Origin of the sequence: Streptomyces sp. SM11 (genome assembly GCF_002910905.1) — a bacterium.
Classification (GTDB): Bacteria; Actinomycetota; Actinomycetes; order Streptomycetales; family Streptomycetaceae; genus Streptomyces.
Genome location: NZ_NEUE01000232.1, coordinates 1 through 15,262, shown reverse-complemented (window position 1 = coordinate 15,262; position 15,262 = coordinate 1). Strand labels below are relative to the sequence as shown.

The following is a 15,262-nucleotide window of genomic DNA, read 5'->3' as shown; positions in this document are numbered from 1 at the left end:
AGCCGGATTCACCGCGGTCGAGCCCGTGCCGATCTCAGGGCGCCGACTTCAGGAGTGAGACCTGGGCGGGGTCGAGCCCGGGGGCAGGAAGAGGGTCCCCCGCGCCGCCCCACAGGCGGTGCGTACCGCAACGACGCCCCAGGCGACGAGCAGTACGGCGTACAGGGCGACGGCTGTCCACTGGAGGGCGCTGGAGCCGGTACGGTCCGCCAGGACGGTGCTGCCCGTGACACAGGTGCCCACGGGGAAGGTGAACCCCCACCAAGTCAGGTTGAAAGGCAGCCCGGTGGTGCGGGCCGTGCGCAGGGTCACGGCGGCCGCAAGGGCCAGCCAGAGCATCGCGAAGCCCCAGGTGACCACTCCGAAGACGAGGGCGAACACCGCCAGACCGCGGGCGTAGGGATCGGGGAGAGCCGTGGGTGCCGCATTGGCGAGCAGGCCGGCTGCGGTGACTGACTGACCCAGGGGGCCGAGAACGATCCACAGGGTGGGAACGGTGGCTGCCGCGGGCGCCACGTGGTGCATCAGCCGCGAATAGATCAGCGTGATGATGATCAAGGCCGCTATCAGGCTGATCCCGAACATGGCCAGGCAGGCGAGGGTCATGGTCAGCCGGAGCTGCCCGGGCGGGGTGTGGGGGATGAGAAGGGCGCCCATCGCGGCGGAGACCATCGGCGGCACCAGCGGCATCAGCCAGCCGCCGAACGCGGCGTCGGCGGCCATCTTGTGCCGGGTGATCATCCGGTACGGGACGGCGAACGCGGCGAGCAGTCCGAGGAGCGTACCGGTCAGCCAGAGGGTCCAGTCGATCGTGACGGCGGCCTGCAGGCCGATGACGTCCTTGCCGAGCAGCAGGGTTCCCGCGCCGACGGTCATCAGGGCCATCGGTGGAGCTCCGTAGAACTGGGACATCACCGGGTGTGTGCCATGACCACGGGCGTTGTCGCGGTGGTGGATCCAGTGCACGCACCAGGCCGCGGTCATCGCGGCCAGCAGCAGCGCCGAACATCCCCATACCACGGTGGCCGCGGTACGCAGGCCGGGAAACTGCAGGGGCAGGGTGGCGGCCGCGTTGGCGACGATGCCGGTGCCCATCACGGAGGCGAACCAGTTCGGCCCCAGGTGCCGGAAGAGGTCGCCAGGGTGTTCCAGGTCGCGAAGGACCCGCCGCCGGGTGGAAGGGGAGGCGGCGGTGGGCAGGGGGGTGGGGACGGTGGGTCCGGGGCGGTGGTCGGTGATGGTGCTCATCTGTCCACGGTCCGGCCGCGGGCCCTGGTCCGGTAGCGGCAACGCGTCGATGGATCCATGGAATGGCTCTATGTCATTGCCACCCCGTGTGCCCGATCTGTCCGCCCTGGACCTGCTGCTCAGCGTCATCGAGCTGGGAAGCCTCGGTCGTGCCGCCGAAGCCCATGGGATCAGCCAGCCCTCCGCCAGCTCGCGTATCCGCTACCTGGAGCAGCTGGTCGGCCTGCAGGTCCTGGAGCGTTCCACGCTCGGCTCCAGGCCGACCCCGGCCGGGGCGCTGATCGCGGAATGGGCCGGGCCTGTGATCGAGGCGGCACAGCGGCTCGGCACCGGGATCGATACTCTGCGCGACCAGCGCGACTCCCATCTCCACGTGGCCGCAAGTCAGACCGTCGCCGAGTACCTGCTGCCCAGGTGGCTGGTGGCGCTGGGCAGCCGGACTCCCTCCACCAAGGTCACGCTGGAGCCGGGCAACTCGGCCACGGTGAGCCGGGCTGTCCTGGAGGGGCGGGCCGAGATCGGCTTCATCGAAGGGCCCCGGGCTCCTCGGGGGTTGGAGAGCCGGCTGGTGGCAAAGGATCGCCTCGTGGTGGTCGTCGGCCCCCGGCATCCGTGGTCGCGACGTGCCGAGGTCGGCCTGGACGAGCTAGCGGCAACACCGTTGATCCAGCGCGAACCGGGCTCAGGTACTCGCACATCCTTCGAGGAAGCAGTCGGTGCCGGTGCCTCTGGGCCGCAGTCCGCACCGCTGCTGGAGCTGCCCTCGACCACCGCGATCAAGAACGCGGCCGCCGCCGGGCTCGGTCCGGCAGTCCTCAGCTCGCTCGCGCTGACCGCCGAACTCGCCTCGGGCACACTGAAGGCCGTCCCCGTGGCCGGCCTCGATACGACACGCTCGCTGCGCGCCGTATGGCCCACCGGAGCACGGCCCGCCGGACCCGCCCGAGATCTGTGTCAAGCCCGGGGCGATTCACTCTCGGAGTACGCGGTGGTGGCCGTCGCCCACGCGAGCCTGCGGCTCGGTCTGCGCGGCGCCGGTGAGCGGGTCGTGGTGGGGGCGGGACAAGCGTCTGATGCGCCGGATCTGGCGTGACGCCGGGGTGCCCGTACCGGGGTTCGCGGAGGTCCGCACTCCGGAGGACATCAAGGCCGCCGATTCGCTGCAAACCAGGTGGCTGCGCTTCGTGGCCGGCAAGGGAGAGCACTGCCACCTCCGACTCCTCTCCCATTCAATCTTCAAGAGTGGTGGAGACAGCAGGTCAGAGCCGCTCAGAACCTCGGCTTGAACTCGTTCATGAAGTTCATCACCACCAAGAGCTTCATACCGTTCGTCTACTACCGGGTGGCCCTCGGCATCCTCATCTTCGCCCTGGTCAGCATGGGTGTGCTGAGCCCGCACGCGGGTGAGTCCGGCGGCTGAAACCGGGCCACACCGGTAGCGCTATCTAGCATTTCCTAGCGCCTGACTGCAGCACCACGCCATGATCATCTCCCACTCATCTTCCACTCATCTCCCACTGGGGAGGCGGGATATGCCCCCACTAGGACGTGCGCGTCCGCAAAGTAGGGGCTGACCCGGAAGGGCCCGCACTGCCGTGCGGGCCCTTCGGTACAGAGGGTGGAGCGGGTCAGCTATAGCGAGGACCTGGAGGAGCCGGATGCCCGGCCGCCGTGATCTCCTCCTCCACGCGGCCCTGGAGCTGCTGCTCCACCACGGTCGCGCCATCCCCGCTCACGGTGTCCAGGGCGACCATGGCCGTCACGATGACGTCCGCGAGTTCCTTCGCCACGCCCCCCAGTCGTGGGACGCACCCTTGCGCAGGTTGGCGCCGAGCGCCCCGTGAAGGGCCTCCGCGACCTCCCCCAGTTCCTCAGAAATCTTGAGCACACGCAGGAGCCGCGCGTCCTCCACCGACGTCGGCGCCGCGTCCGCGTCGAGCCACTCTCGCAGCCGCGTCACGTAGTCCCAGGTGTCAACCTTCATGCCGTCCTCCCCGGGTGGATTCCGCAGCAGAGCCAGAACAGCGCCGGCGCCCCGGCGTTGAGCGTCAGGGCGACTGTCCAGGCAGAGTGGCCGGTGAGCCGGTCCTCGTCGGTCCGCGGCTCGTGCACGTACCGGCAGTCGGCCAGGCACGCAGCGAGGGGGCCGGAGACGTGGGCGTGGTCGTAGCGGTAGCCGTCGCCGGTGCGCCCCACCCAGGAATACTCCAGGGCGTCCGGCGCCAGGAGGCGGAAGGCGTCCCGGTAGCCGGCCTCGGAGAGCCCGGTATAGAACGCGTACTCCAAGTCCTGGAACGTGCCGTACTTCGGGACGTGCTCCGACTCCAGGATGTTGAAGTCCCTGAGGACCAGGCGGTGCCGCCTCCCCGGTGGGGAGCGCGGCGGCCAATCCATCCAGGAACATCGCCTCCGTCGTCGCGGGACGGCACGTACACCCCGACGGCCTCCAGGGGCCCCGTGGCGGTCTCCACTACCCCCTGACCCGCCCCGACCCCTGAGGTGATGAAACGCCTGAAACGCCCCGGCTCATCGGGGCGTTGTCGTGTGTGTGCTGAGCTTGACGTATAACGTCGCCGGTCACCCGACCTGCTGAGATCCCCGGGATCCGGCAGCATGTGACGCGGCCGTTCTTCACGCTTCGAGATGTCGAGTAACGAAGTGCGAGAGAACGGCCGCTGCCCATGAGTGTCCCTGTCGACGTGCCCGCAGGCGAGGCATTGGGCTTGTTGTCCCGCTTTCGGGTCGAGTTCTACGAGAGCCTCTACGCCCGGGCTGACGCACTCTTCGAGCTCACCGACGCGGTCCTGTGTGCGGACGGGCCGGTGAACACCCTGGTCGAGCTGTCGCTGACGGCCGAGCACCGGCGCGGGCACGGCGCCTTGTACTCGGCGCTGGACCAGGGCTGGATCGAACCGACGCGTCTGCGTCGTGCCCTGGCAGACCTACCGCTGCCGAAGGCGGCCGACGGCCGGATCGTACTGGCCGTGGACGTCAGCAACTGGCTCCGCCCCGACGCTCCCTCCAGCGACGACCGGCTCTTCTGCCACGTCTACGGACGCGGCGACCGCAGCGCGGACCAGCTCATCCCAGGCTGGCCCTACTCCTTCGTCGCCGCGCTGGAGCCCGGCCGCACCTCCTGGTGCCAACTGCTGGACGCCGTACGTCTCGGGCCCGCGGACGACGCCACGCTCGTGACCGCCGCCCAGTTGCGCGAGGTCGTGAATCGCCTGGTCATCGCCGGGCACTGGAAGCCGGGCGACCCCGAGATCCTGATCGTGATGGACTCCGGCTACGACGTCGCCTACCTCTCCCACGCCCTGAAGGACCTGCCCGTCGTGCTGCTCGGACGACTGCGCTCGGACCGCGTGATGCTCCGCGACCCGGGCCCGGCCCGCTCGGGACCGAAGGGCGGGCCGGGCCCGGGTCGCGGAGTGGCTGCGCCGTTCGTGGTCGGCGAGGGAGGGCACTGGAAAGGCGCCATCTCCCAGCGCCCTACCATTCGATCTTGAAAAGTGGTGGAAACCAGCAGGTCAAAGCCGCTCAGGACACGTCGACATAGTTTCGTTCATGAAGTTCATCACCACCAAGAGCTTCATGCCGTTCGTCATCTACCGCATCCTGCTGGGCATCGTCCTCTTCCTTCTGATCTGGGCCGGGGTACTCAGCCCGCACGCGGGTGAGTCCGCGGGCGTCACCCCGTAGGTGTGCGCCCCGCCCGGGAGCAGCCGGGCGGGGCGATCCAGCAGCGCAGCAGCCAGCAGCGCGGATAGATGTCCTCACCGTACGGCGGGGGTCTGACAACGCCGGGGCGTCAGGCCTGCTGCGACGTGCGGCTCGTTGAGCGTCAGACCTCCTGGGGCGTCAGACCGGTGGCGGACAGCACCTCGTCGACCGTCTCGTCCACGGTCAGCTCCGCGTTGTCGATCCAGATCTTCTCGTCGGCCAGTTCGGTGCGCATCGCCGCGTCCAGGGGGGACCAGTCCGTCGTCAGCGTCTTGTCCCGGGCGAGGTTGCGCTCCATGGCCTTCGCCGCGCCCGGAGCCAGGACCACGCGGTGCAGCGGTCCGCCGGTGAGCGTGGCGCGGTAGAAGTCGAGGTGGGCGCGGCGTACGACGACGTCGTCGATGACCGGGAGGAAGCCCGCGGCGACGAAACTGTCCGCCAGCAGGCATGCGTTGCGGGCCCGGAGGAAGATCTGCCGGTCCGCCTCATCGTCCTGCTCGGGCGAGGGCCACCGGCCGCCGGAGACGATGAGTTCCTGGAGGGCGTCCACCTCGATGTGGGCGGAGGCTGCGAACCGGGCCGCGAGCGCCGCGGCAACCGTGCTCTTGCCACTGCCGGGGATGCCGATCAGCAGTACCGCGCCCGCCGCCGGTTCGGTGTCCACCGGTACTTCCGTCCAGCCCATGGCCGTACTCCCTCGTTCAGTACACGTCACGCACGTATCTGCGGTCCGAGGCTAGCTGTTTGACCTGGGCGGCCGCGGCGTCGGGATCGAGTCCCCCGTGGGCGACGGCGATGTCGCGCAGGGCCCGGTCGACGTCCTTGGCCATACGGGAGGCGTCGCCGCAGACGTAGAGGTGGGCGCCGTCCCGGAGCCAGGACCAGAGCTGGGCTCCGTGTTCACGCATCCGGTCCTGGACGTAGACCTTGGCGCGCTGGTCGCGGGAGAACGCGGTGTCGAGCCGGGTGAGGGTGCCCGAGCGGCTCAGGGCGTCGAGCTCCTCACGGTAGTAGAAGTCCGTGGCGCGGTGCTGCTCGCCGAAGAACAGCCAGTTGGCGCCGGGGTGTCCGAGCGCCCGGCGTTCCTCCAGGAAGCCCAGGAACGGGGCGACCCCCGTACCGGGCCCGATCATGACCATCGGGGTGGCCGGGTCGGCGGGCGGGCGGAAGCGGTCGTTGCGCTGGACGAACACCGGGACGGGGCTGTCCAGTCCGGCGTCGGCGAGGAACGTGGAGGCGACACCCTTGCGCGTCCGGCCCCGGTGGCTCTCGTAGCGGATCACGGAGACGGTCAGCCGCATCCGGTGGGGGTCCGCGAGCGGGCTGGAGGCTATGGAGTAGAGCCGGGGCCGGAGCGGTGCCAGCACCTCGGCCCAGGCGGCGGCCGTGGCCCGCACCGGATGTTCGGCGAGGACGTCGACGGCCTGCCTCCCCCAGGTCCACCGGTCCCTCTCGCCCTTGTTGTCGGCGCGCAGCAGCTTCTTCAGAAACCGGTCCCCCGTGTGCTCGGCGACCAGGCGCAGCAGGTCCGGGGTGATGCGCGCGATGTCGAGGTGGCGGGTCAGGGCCTCGTCGAGGGGTACCGGTCCGTGCCCGGGGACGTCCACCTCGGCGGCGGGGTCGAGCCCGGTGACGGCGAGCCATTCGGTCACCAGATCCGGGGAGTTGAGGGGCTGTACGCCGAGGGCGTCCCCGGCCGCGTACGTCAGGGGAGTGTCGGCGCCCCGCGTGTCGATCGTGAAGGCGCGGACCTCCTTCGTCGCGCCCGGCAGGCTCAGGAGGCGGTTCCCGGTGAGGAGGGCGGTGACGGGCGCGGCCCTGGCGGGGCGGGAGGGCGCCGTCCCGGACGGCGGCACCGTCGCCGTGGCCGGCGGTGTGTCCGCCGCCCACGTCGCCGCCCCTTCCGGTGTCGTCGTCTCCAGCGCCGCCCGGACCTCCTTGAGCCACTGGCCGAAGGGCTGTTCGTACTCCGGTTCGCAGTCGGTGCGCGGGACCAGCCGCTCCGCGCCCAGTTCGCCGAACCGTTCGTCCAGACGGCGGCCGTGGCCGCAGAAGTCGTCGTACGTGGAGTCGCCGAGCGCGAGGACGGCGTAGCGGACGCCGTCCAGGCGCGGGGTCCCGGGGGCGTTCAGCGACTCCCAGAACCCGGAGCCGTTGTCGGGGGCGTCGCCGTCGCCGAAGGTGCTGGTGACGACGAGGAGGTCGGCCGGGCTCGGCAGGGCGTCCGGTGTCCCGTCGTCCATGCCGAGGAGCGTGGTGCGGTACCCCTCGGCGGCCAGTGTCCGGGCGGCTGTCGCGGCGACCTCCTCGGCGTTGCCGGTCTGCGAGGCCCACAGCACGACGACCGGCCGGCCCGGGCCCTGCGGGGCGCTCTCCGGTGCCGCGGTCCCGGGTCCCGGGGTCTCCGGCAGCCGGGAGTAGGTGCCGGCCAGCACTCCGTTGACCCACAGGGCGTGGTCCGGAGCGAACGGGGCGCCCGCCGGAAGCACCGGGGTGCCGTCCGGCCGGGCGCCGAGGCCCGCCAGGAATCCGGCCAGATAGCGGCGCTCCGTGCCGGTGAGGACAGGCGGGGCGGAGCCGTCGACACCCAGGGCGTCGGCCAGGCCCGAGGCGTCCGCGAAGCCGGGACCGCCGGTGAGCGCGGGTCGCCCCGCCTCGGCACGGTCCCGGCGCGGCGCGGGTGCGGCGACCTTCGCCAGCCGGACCGCGCACACCTTGAGCTCGGGCTGGAACGAGATCGGGTCGACCGCGTCGTTGGTCACGGCGTTCACGCCCAGGTACTCGCCGAACAGGTCGTTCCAGTGGAACGGGGCGAAGCACTCCCCGGCCCGGACCCGGTCGGTGATCCGGGCCGGGAGCACCGCGCGGCCGCGCCGCGAGGCGACCTCGACGCCGTCGTCCTCGGTGAGGCCCAGGGCCGCCGCGTCGTCGGGGTGGATCTCCACGAACGGGCCGGGGTCCAGCCGGTTCAGCCTGCTGATCTTCGCGGTCTTGGTGAGGGTGTGCCACTGGTGCTGGAGCCGCCCGGTGTTGAGGACGAACGGGTAGTCCTCGTCGGGCATTTCGGCAGGCGGCAGGTGCGGGCGGGCGTGGAAGACGGCCCGGCCGCCGGGCGTGGGGAACGCAAGCCTCGGGACGCTCCCGTCGGGCCGTACGGTCAGCTCCTGGCTGACCCCGTCGTTGAGGTAGCGCACGGGGTTGCGGGCCGGTCCTTCGGCGTCGGCACTCGGCCACTGCACCGGGGTCTCGCGCAGCCGGTCGTACGTCACCCCGCGCAGGTCGTAGCCGGTGCGGGGGTTCCAGGCCCGGGTGATCTCCGCGAAGATCTCCTCGGCGCTCGTGTAGCTGAAGGCGTCCTCGTACCCCATGGCGCAGGCGACCGCCGCGATGATGCGCCAGTCCGGCCAGGCCTCCCCCGGCGGGTCGGTGGCGCGGCGGGAGAGGGTGAGGGTGCGCTCGGAGTTGATCATCACGCCCTCGGACTCGACCCAGAGGGCGGCGGGCAGGACGACATCGGCGTACGCGTTGGTCTCGGTGTCGGCGAACACGTCCTGGGTGACGACGAACTCGGCGGCCTCCAGGCCCTCGATGACGGTCCGGCGGTTGGCGACCGAGGCGACCGGGTTGGTGCAGATGATCCAGCAGGCCTTGATCTCCCCCTCGGCCATGCGCCGGAACATGTCGACGGTGCCGCTGCCCGAGCCGTCCGCGCGCAGGGTGCCGGGCTCGATGCCCCACAGCTCCTCGGTGAAGGCGCGCTCCTCGTCGACCAGGACCGATCGCTGGCCTGGCAGCCCGGGGCCCATGTAGCCCATCTCACGTCCGCCCATGGCGTTGGGCTGGCCGGTGAGCGAGAAAGGGCCGCTGCCGGGACGGCAGATCGCTCCGGTCGCCAGGTGCAGGTTGACGATCGCGTTGGTGTTCCAGGTGCCGTGGGTGCTCTGGTTGAGTCCCATCGTCCAGCAGCTCATCCACGCCCCCGCCTCGCCGATCCAGCGGGCCGCCTGCCGGATGTCGGCCTCGGGAATGCCGGTGATCTCCGCCACGGCGGCGGGCGGGTAGTCGCGGAGGAAGGCCGGCATCTGCTCCCAGCCCTCGGTGTGCTCGGCGATGAACGCGGGGTCGGTGTGCCCGTTCTCGACGAGGAGGTGCAGCAGTCCGTTGAGCAGGGCCAGGTCGGTGCCGGGCCGGATCCGGAGGTACAGGTCGGCCTTGGCGGCGGTGGCGTTGCGCCGGGGGTCGACGACGATCAGCTTCGCACCGGCCTTGACGCGCTCCATCATCCGCAGGAAGAGGATCGGGTGGCAGTCGGCCATGTTGGCGCCGGTGACGAGGAAGACGTCGGCGTGGGCGAAGTCCTCGTAGGAGCCGGGCGGCCCGTCGGCGCCGAGGGACAGCTTGTAGCCGCTGCCCGCGCTCGCCATGCAGAGCCGGGAGTTGGACTCGATGGTGTTGGTCCCGATGAAGCCCTTGGCCAGCTTGTTGGCGAGGTACTGCGCCTCCAGCGTCATCTGGCCGGAGACGTACAGGGCCACCGCGTCCGGGCCGTGGGCGTCCAGCACGGCCCGCAGCCGGCGCGCCGTCTCCGCGATGGCGGCGTCCCGGGCGAGCGGCGCGGGTTGCTCGCTGCGGTCGGCACGGGCCAGTGCGGTGGTCAGCCGGCCTGGGGCGGCGAGCAGGTCCGCGCCGGTCGCGCCCTTGGTGCACAGCCGGCCGGCGTTCGACGGGTGCTCCTTGTCCCCCGAGGCCTTCACGGCGGTGCGGCGGCCGTCGGGGCCGGTGGCGATGTCGAGGACGATCCCGCAGCCGACACCGCAGTACGAGCAGACCGTGCGCACCCGGTCGGTGGCGGGTGCGCACGGCGGCGGGGTCGGCACGGTCATGGGGGCCCTTCGGGGGCGGCGTTCCCGGAGGGACGCGGGGCTGGTGGCGGTCACCCCCGAATCTAGGAAGGGCCCGTTACCCGGGGATGACACCGGACGAACAACACCGGTTACGTCTCCTGCACACCGCCCGGACGACGCCGGTGAGGCACCCCCGGATCACGGGCGGTGACAGACGGTGACGGGTGGTGATCCGGGGGCGCCGGCCGGTGAGCGCCCGGGAACTTCCCGGCCGGGGCGGCCGACTACTGGAGAGACACCGGGTGCGGGAGCACCGCCCGGTGGCGGAAGCGGCGGCCGGCGACGCGACACGGCTGCCGGGACGACGGCAGCAGGACACCCACGGGGCCCCGGGCCCGGGAGGAGACCGCGAGGCATGCACTGGTACGAGGACGATGCGCTCTGGTCCGATTTCGCCCCGACGATGTTCCCGGCGGCGCGGGCCGAGTCCGCCGCCGCCCTGGTCGCGTCCTCTCCCCTGCTGGACTTCCCACCGGGTGCGAGAGTCCTGGACCTGTGCTGCGGTCCGGGTCTCTTCGTGGTGCCGCTGGCGGAGCGCGGGTACGAGGTGACGGGGGTCGATCTGTCGCCCTCGATGCTGGAGAGTGCCCGTGCCGCCTGCGAAGCGGCGGGCGCCGAGGCCCGGCTGGAGCGTGCCGACATGCTCACGTACCAGGAGCCGGGCGCCTTCGACGTGGTACTGAACGTCTTCACCTCCTTCGGCTACTTCGACGAGGCCGAGGACAACCTCCGGGTGCTGCGCAACGCGTACGAGAGCCTCACGCCGGGCGGGCAGCTCCTGGTGGACGTGATGGGCAAGGAGGTGCTGGCCGGCTGGATCGGACGGCCGAAGGCGGTCGACCTGCCGGACGGCGCCTACGTCGTCCAGCGCGACACCGTCCTCGACAGCTGGCGGCGGCTGCGCACGGACTGGACCCTGGTGCGCGGCACGACGGCGCGCACCGCCTCCATCACCTCCTGGCTCTACTCGGCGGCCGAGCTGCACGCCCTCTTCGAAACCGCGGGCTTCACCGACGTGGAGTGCTTCGGCGGGTTCGACGCGTCCGGCTACGACCAGCGCTCGGACCGGCTGATCGTGCGCGGGCGGCGCAAGTGAGGGCCGGGGCGGACGCCCGTCCGCGCACCACGGCCGGGCCCGGGACCCGCCCGCGTCAGGCCGCCGCGACGGTCCACGAGCACATCACCGACGCCGTGAAGACCCCGGACCTGATCCGGCTGACCGCCGACGTCGTCCTCGCCCGCTTCGAGACGATGAAAGTGTACGCGGCGCTCGGCGCGGTCCGCTCGCTGCTGCGCCGGGGCCGGGTGGTCCCCGGGCAGACCCTGGTCGACAGCTCCAGCGGGATCTACGCGCTGGCACTGGCCATGGCCTGCCACCGCTACGGGCTGCGCTGCCACATCGTCGCCTCCACCACCGTGGACGCCACCATGCGGGCCCAGTTGGAGATCCTCGGCGCGACGGTCGACGCGATGCCGCCCTCGCAGAGCCTGCGCCTGGACCAGGAGCTGCGGGTACGCCATGTCCGCCGGCTGCTGGCCGAGCGGCCGGACTTCCACTGGATGCGGCAGTACCACGACGGGGTCCATCACGAGGGCTACCGGGAGTTCGCGGAGCTGCTGAACGGGGCTCTGCCCCAGGGCCCGCTGACCGTGGTCGGCGCGGTGGGCACGGGCGCGTCGACCGGTGGACTGGCCCGCGCGCTGCGGGAGTCGGGGCGGCCGGTGCGGCTGGTGGGCATCCAGCCGTTCGGGAGCGTGACCTTCGGGAGCGAGCGGTTCGAGGACCCGGAGGCGATCATCGCGGGCATCGGCAGCTCGATCCCGTTCGGGAACGTCCGCCACGAGCTGTACGACACCGTCCACTGGCTGGACTTCCGCCACGCGATGGCCGGGGCGGTCGGACTGCTGCGGGAGCACGCGGTGTTCGCGGGCCTGTCCACCGGGGCGGCGCATCTGACGGCGTCCTGGGAGGCCGCCCGCGATCCCGGGCGGCTGCATCTGGTGCTGGGCGCCGACACCGGACACCGGTACGCGGAGCGGGTGTTCGCCCGGCATGCCGAGGCCCTGGACCCGGCCGGGCTACGGCCCCGGACCATCGCGTCGCCGGCCGGCCTGCGGCCGCCGTGGTCGGTGATGGAGTGGGCCGGGCGCGCCGCTCCGGAGGCCGCCAGGACCGTCGAGGGCGATGTCCCCTCCCCCGTACCGGCCGTGGAGCCGCTGCCATGACGATCGCCGCACTGGAGTCCCTGTCCTTCGGCCTGGGCCGGATGGCGCAGGCCGCCGCCGACGCGGGGCACCGGCTGTGCCTGCTGACCGGCGACCGTTCCGTCTACCGGCACGAGCTGGCGGTCCTGCCGCCGGACGCGCTGGACGTCGTGGACGTCGACACGATGGACCCGCGGGCCACCCGCCGGGCCCTGGCCGCCGTACCCGGCCTGGCCGGGCTGATCAACACGACGGACACCTGGAGCCTGCCGGCCGCGGAGCTGGCCGCCGGACTGGGGCTCCCGGGCGCGGATCCCGGGGCCGTACGGCTGCTGCGCGACAAGCGCCGGGTCCGGCGGACGCTGCACGCGCACGGGCTGAGCCGAAGTACGGCCGTAGCCGTCCCGCCGGGTCCCGAGGGCGCCGGGGAGGTGCTGCGGGCCGTGGGGCTGCCCGCGGTCCTGAAGGACTCGGCGGGCACGTCTTCCCGTCATGTGTGGATCGTGCACGACGAGGAGGGCCTGCGCCGGGCGCTGACGGAGGCGGGTCGACAGCGCCTGACCGGCGCCCTGTTCGCCGAGACGTTCCTCGCCGGCCCGCTGTACAGCGCGGAGACCCTCAGCTGGGACGGGACCACCCGGCTGCTCGGGGTGCTGAGCCGCCAGACGTCCCGGGCGGCGGTCGTACGGGAGGAGGCGGCGTCGTTCCCGGTGGCGCTGCCCGAGGAGGAGCGGGCCGGGATCGAGGGGTGGGTGGGCCGGGTCCTGGCGGCGGCCGGGCACACCCGCGGCTTCGCCCATGTGGAGTTCGTCCTGACGGCCGACGGACCCGAGCTGGTGGAGATCAACCGCAGGATCGGCGGCGCACTGGTCGGCGAGGTGCTGTGCCGCACCCTGCGGACCAATGTCTACACGGCGATGATGGACGAGGCGCTCGGCCGCCGCCCGGAGCTGCTGGACGCCCCGCTCGACACCTCGGGATCCGCGTACGGCTTCGTCCTGGTGTACGCGGAGCGGCCCGGGGTGCTGAAGGGCTGGCTCGGCCTCGACGAACTCGTCGCGTTCCCGGGGGCGGTGGAGTGGTTCCCGGTCCGCGAGCCCGGCGAGAGCGTGGTCCACGTCGGCGATCAGCGTGGCTGTACGGGCATGGTGCTGGCCGAGGGGCCGACGGCGGAGCTGGCCCAGCACCGGGCGTGGAGCGCGGCCGTCCGGGTCCGCCCGGTCGTCGCCGCCGGCACGGCGTGAGCCCGGCGGGGTGACCGTTCGGCGGACGGGTGGGGTGCCGGAGGCCGGGATGGGCCGTGGGCGAACGGGGCGGGCCCGGCGGAGGGCGGCCACCGGGCGGACGGGTGGGGGCCGGCGGAGGACGGCCTCTGGGCGGGCTGCGCGCCCACCGCTCACCGGCCCCCAACGGCTGCTGCTGGCGGGCTCGTTCCTGATCACCCTGGGCAGCTTCGCCGTGCTGCCCTACATGTCGGTGCTGCTGCACCGGCGGCTCGGACTCGGACTCGGCACGGTCGGCTTCGTGCTGGCCGTCGCCTCGTTGATCCAGTTCGCCGGGGGCGTGGTGGCGGGGCCGGTGACCGGGCGGATCGGGCTGCGGCGCGCGATGCTGCTGGCGCTGGCGCTGCGTACGGCGGGCTTCGCCGCGTTCGTCCCCGGGCTGACCAGTCCGGTCCTCGCGGTCGGGGCGCTGCTGCTGGTGTCGGCGGGCGCGGCGCTGTACCTCCCGGCGAACAAGGCGTATCTGGTGGACGGGGCGTCCGAGGCGCAGCGGCCCCGGCTGCTGTCGGCGAGCGGTTCGGCGTTCAACGCGGGGATGGCGCTGGGCCCGCCGGCCGCCGCGCCGCTCGTCATGGGCTCCCCCGGGGTGCTGTTCTCCTGCGTCACCGTGCTGTTCGCGCTCGTCGGCGCCGGGCACTCGCTGCTGCCGCGGGGGTCGGCGGACCGGGGCGGCGACGCGCCCGCGCCGGCTGCCGCCCCGGTCCGGGTTCCCGACGCGCCGGACTCGGGGCCTTCGCCGTTCGTGGTGACCGTGCTGAGCGTGTACGCGTTCATGTTCTTCCAGCACTACCTGGCCCTGTACGCGGTCCCCCGGACTTCGGCGGCCTTCTACGGGGCCGTCCTGACGGGGTACGCGGCCCTCCTCGTCGTCGCCCAGCCGCTGCTGGCGGAACGGGTGGCCGCACTGAGCTACCCGGCCGCGCTGCGGTGGGGCTTCGGTGCGATGGCCGCGGGCATGGCGGCGATCGGAGCCGGGGGGCACACGGGGATCGCGGTGGGCGGGACGCTGCTGTGCCTCGGGGAGATCGTGCTCTTCCTCAAGAACGACCTGGAGGCGCTGGCCCGTTCGGCCTCCGCGCCGGCGGGCGTGTTCGGGCGGCAGCGGCTGGCGGCGGGCATCGGCGCGTTCGCCAGCGGGGTGGTGGGCGGTCAGCTGTACGGGGTGGCGGAGTCGGCGGGCTCGGCGCGGGGGTTCTGGGCGGTGGTCTGCCTCCAGTGCCTGCTGCTGCCGGTGTTCCTGCTCCGCCGCCGTCCGGGGGCGCTGCGCCACCCGCGTACCGCCCGGGGCCCCGACGGGCCCCGGGCGGACGTGCCCTAGGTGTATCGCCCTGTGAGGTCGGGGGCACGGCCGGCGGGTGCGGGTTCGGCCGGCTCCGTGCGCCACTGTCCGGCGAGTTCACGGCGGGCGCGCGCCACGCGGGAGCGCACCGTGCCGATCGGACACCCGGCGGCGGCCGCGGCCTCCTCGTAGGACGCGCCCAGCAGTTGGGTGAGGACGAAGGCCTGGCGGCGCGCGGGGTCCAGCCTCCGCAGGGCGTCCAGCACCGCGGCGGACTCATCGAATCCGGGCAGGTGGCGGGGCTGGGCGCGTTCCGCGGCGGCCTGCCAGTCAGCGGTGTCGGCGGTCCGGGGACGTACGGCTGCGGCCCGGTGCCGGTCGATGACGACGCGCCGCGCGATCGACATCAGCCAGGTCCGGGCGCAGGAACGCCCCGCGAACCGGGCCAGCCCGCTCATCGCCCGGAGGTAGGTCTCCTGAGCCAGGTCGTCGGCCCCCGGGACGTCGGCGCTGAGGTAGGCGACGAATCTGCGGACGTCCTCGTAGGTCGCCCGGACGAAGCGGTCGGCGGCCTCCCGGTCGCCGCCGCCCGCGGCCAGCGCCCAGTCGGTGATCTGCCC

The 15,262-nt window shown here is 72.6% G+C and carries 12 protein-coding genes and 3 pseudogenes; 8 read left to right on the top strand and 7 right to left on the bottom strand.

Annotated features, from left to right (window positions below; all coding sequences use genetic code 11):
* Window positions 1–48 precede the first annotated feature (48 nt).
* Entirely contained in the window at window positions 49–1,248 is a 1,200-nt protein-coding gene (locus B9S58_RS24160) for a TDT family transporter (protein WP_103534166.1), read from the bottom strand.
* 70 nt (window positions 1,249–1,318) lie between these two features.
* Here B9S58_RS24160 and B9S58_RS24155 point away from each other — a divergent pair, with 70 nt between their 5' ends.
* Window positions 1,319–2,341, top strand: a complete 1,023-nt coding sequence (locus B9S58_RS24155) for a LysR family transcriptional regulator (protein WP_103534165.1) — start codon at window positions 1,319–1,321, stop codon at window positions 2,339–2,341.
* Between the two features lie 198 nt (window positions 2,342–2,539).
* Window positions 2,540–2,668 (top strand): annotated as a pseudogene (locus B9S58_RS24150) (undecaprenyl-diphosphatase); the annotation flags it as partial.
* A gap of 208 nt (window positions 2,669–2,876) precedes the next feature.
* On the opposite strand, the gene B9S58_RS40025 reads toward B9S58_RS24150, so the two are convergent.
* From B9S58_RS40025 to B9S58_RS24140, 3 genes are read right to left on the bottom strand one after another with little or no spacing between them, the layout of a single operon-like run.
* A complete protein-coding gene (locus tag B9S58_RS40025) occupies window positions 2,877–3,038 on the bottom strand; it encodes a hypothetical protein (RefSeq protein ID WP_308457920.1) in 162 nt (53 codons plus the stop codon).
* Entirely contained in the window at window positions 3,008–3,232 is a 225-nt protein-coding gene (locus tag B9S58_RS40020; RefSeq protein WP_308457919.1) for a hypothetical protein, read from the bottom strand. The genes B9S58_RS40025 and B9S58_RS40020 overlap by 31 nt, the downstream gene beginning before the upstream one ends.
* Window positions 3,229–3,642 carry a hypothetical protein gene (locus tag B9S58_RS24140; RefSeq protein WP_103534163.1) on the bottom strand — a complete coding sequence of 138 codons (414 nt, stop codon included), beginning with the start codon at window positions 3,640–3,642 and terminating at the stop codon, window positions 3,229–3,231. The genes B9S58_RS40020 and B9S58_RS24140 overlap by 4 nt, the downstream gene beginning before the upstream one ends.
* Window positions 3,643–3,929: 287 nt before the next feature.
* On the opposite strand from B9S58_RS24140, the pseudogene B9S58_RS24135 reads away from it, so the two are divergent.
* Window positions 3,930–4,679, top strand: a pseudogene (locus B9S58_RS24135) (transposase); the annotation flags it as partial.
* A gap of 124 nt (window positions 4,680–4,803) precedes the next feature.
* Window positions 4,804–4,950 (top strand): annotated as a pseudogene (locus tag B9S58_RS24130) (undecaprenyl-diphosphatase); the annotation flags it as partial.
* Between the two features lie 142 nt (window positions 4,951–5,092).
* Here the strand turns inward: B9S58_RS24130 and B9S58_RS24125 are convergent.
* A complete protein-coding gene (locus B9S58_RS24125; RefSeq protein WP_103534161.1) occupies window positions 5,093–5,656 on the bottom strand; it encodes an AAA family ATPase in 564 nt (187 codons plus the stop codon).
* Between the two features lie 16 nt (window positions 5,657–5,672).
* The gene (locus B9S58_RS24120) at window positions 5,673–9,854 is read right to left on the bottom strand and encodes a bifunctional nitrate reductase/sulfite reductase flavoprotein subunit alpha (RefSeq protein WP_103534160.1); all 4,182 of its coding nucleotides are present in this window, start codon (window positions 9,852–9,854) and stop codon (window positions 5,673–5,675) included.
* Window positions 9,855–10,230: 376 nt separating this feature from the next.
* On the opposite strand from B9S58_RS24120, the gene B9S58_RS24115 reads away from it, so the two are divergent.
* Genes B9S58_RS24115 through B9S58_RS24100 form a run of 4 tightly spaced genes read left to right on the top strand, consistent with a single transcriptional unit; the run spans window position 10,231 to window position 14,681 of the window.
* Window positions 10,231–10,971: a class I SAM-dependent methyltransferase gene (locus B9S58_RS24115; RefSeq protein WP_103534159.1), complete on the top strand. Its 741-nt coding sequence runs from the start codon at window positions 10,231–10,233 to the stop codon at window positions 10,969–10,971.
* Window positions 10,968–12,101, top strand: coding sequence for a pyridoxal-phosphate dependent enzyme (locus B9S58_RS24110; RefSeq protein WP_103534158.1), 1,134 nt, complete (start codon window positions 10,968–10,970; stop codon window positions 12,099–12,101). The genes B9S58_RS24115 and B9S58_RS24110 overlap by 4 nt, the downstream gene beginning before the upstream one ends.
* Entirely contained in the window at window positions 12,098–13,324 is a 1,227-nt protein-coding gene (locus B9S58_RS24105; protein WP_103534157.1) for an ATP-grasp domain-containing protein, read from the top strand. Before B9S58_RS24110 ends, B9S58_RS24105 begins: the two co-directional genes overlap by 4 nt.
* 49 nt (window positions 13,325–13,373) lie before the next feature.
* Window positions 13,374–14,681: an MFS transporter gene (locus B9S58_RS24100; protein ID WP_258044958.1), complete on the top strand. Its 1,308-nt coding sequence runs from the start codon at window positions 13,374–13,376 to the stop codon at window positions 14,679–14,681.
* Here the strand turns inward: B9S58_RS24100 and B9S58_RS24095 are convergent.
* A partial coding sequence (locus B9S58_RS24095) for a sigma-70 family RNA polymerase sigma factor (RefSeq protein WP_103534155.1) occupies window positions 14,678–15,262 on the bottom strand: 585 nt, incomplete at its 5' end. The genes B9S58_RS24100 and B9S58_RS24095 overlap by 4 nt on opposite strands.

What these genes read in the sequence shown, in the direction of transcription:
- B9S58_RS24155 (WP_103534165.1), top strand. Translation starts at nt 1,319, where the DNA reads ATGTCATTGCCACCCCGTGTGCCCGATCTGTCCGCCCTGGACCTGCTG.
- B9S58_RS24115 (WP_103534159.1), top strand. Translation starts at nt 10,231, where the DNA reads ATGCACTGGTACGAGGACGATGCGCTCTGGTCCGATTTCGCCCCGACG.
- B9S58_RS40020 (WP_308457919.1), bottom strand. Translation starts at nt 3,232, where the DNA reads ATGAAGGTTGACACCTGGGACTACGTGACGCGGCTGCGAGAGTGGCTC.
- B9S58_RS24160 (WP_103534166.1), bottom strand. Translation starts at nt 1,248, where the DNA reads ATGAGCACCATCACCGACCACCGCCCCGGACCCACCGTCCCCACCCCC.
- B9S58_RS24120 (WP_103534160.1), bottom strand. Translation starts at nt 9,854, where the DNA reads ATGACCGTGCCGACCCCGCCGCCGTGCGCACCCGCCACCGACCGGGTG.
- B9S58_RS24125 (WP_103534161.1), bottom strand. Translation starts at nt 5,656, where the DNA reads ATGGGCTGGACGGAAGTACCGGTGGACACCGAACCGGCGGCGGGCGCG.
- B9S58_RS24140 (WP_103534163.1), bottom strand. Translation starts at nt 3,642, where the DNA reads ATGGATTGGCCGCCGCGCTCCCCACCGGGGAGGCGGCACCGCCTGGTC.
- B9S58_RS24105 (WP_103534157.1), top strand. Translation starts at nt 12,098, where the DNA reads ATGACGATCGCCGCACTGGAGTCCCTGTCCTTCGGCCTGGGCCGGATG.
- B9S58_RS24100 (WP_258044958.1), top strand. Translation starts at nt 13,374, where the DNA reads ATGGGCCGTGGGCGAACGGGGCGGGCCCGGCGGAGGGCGGCCACCGGG.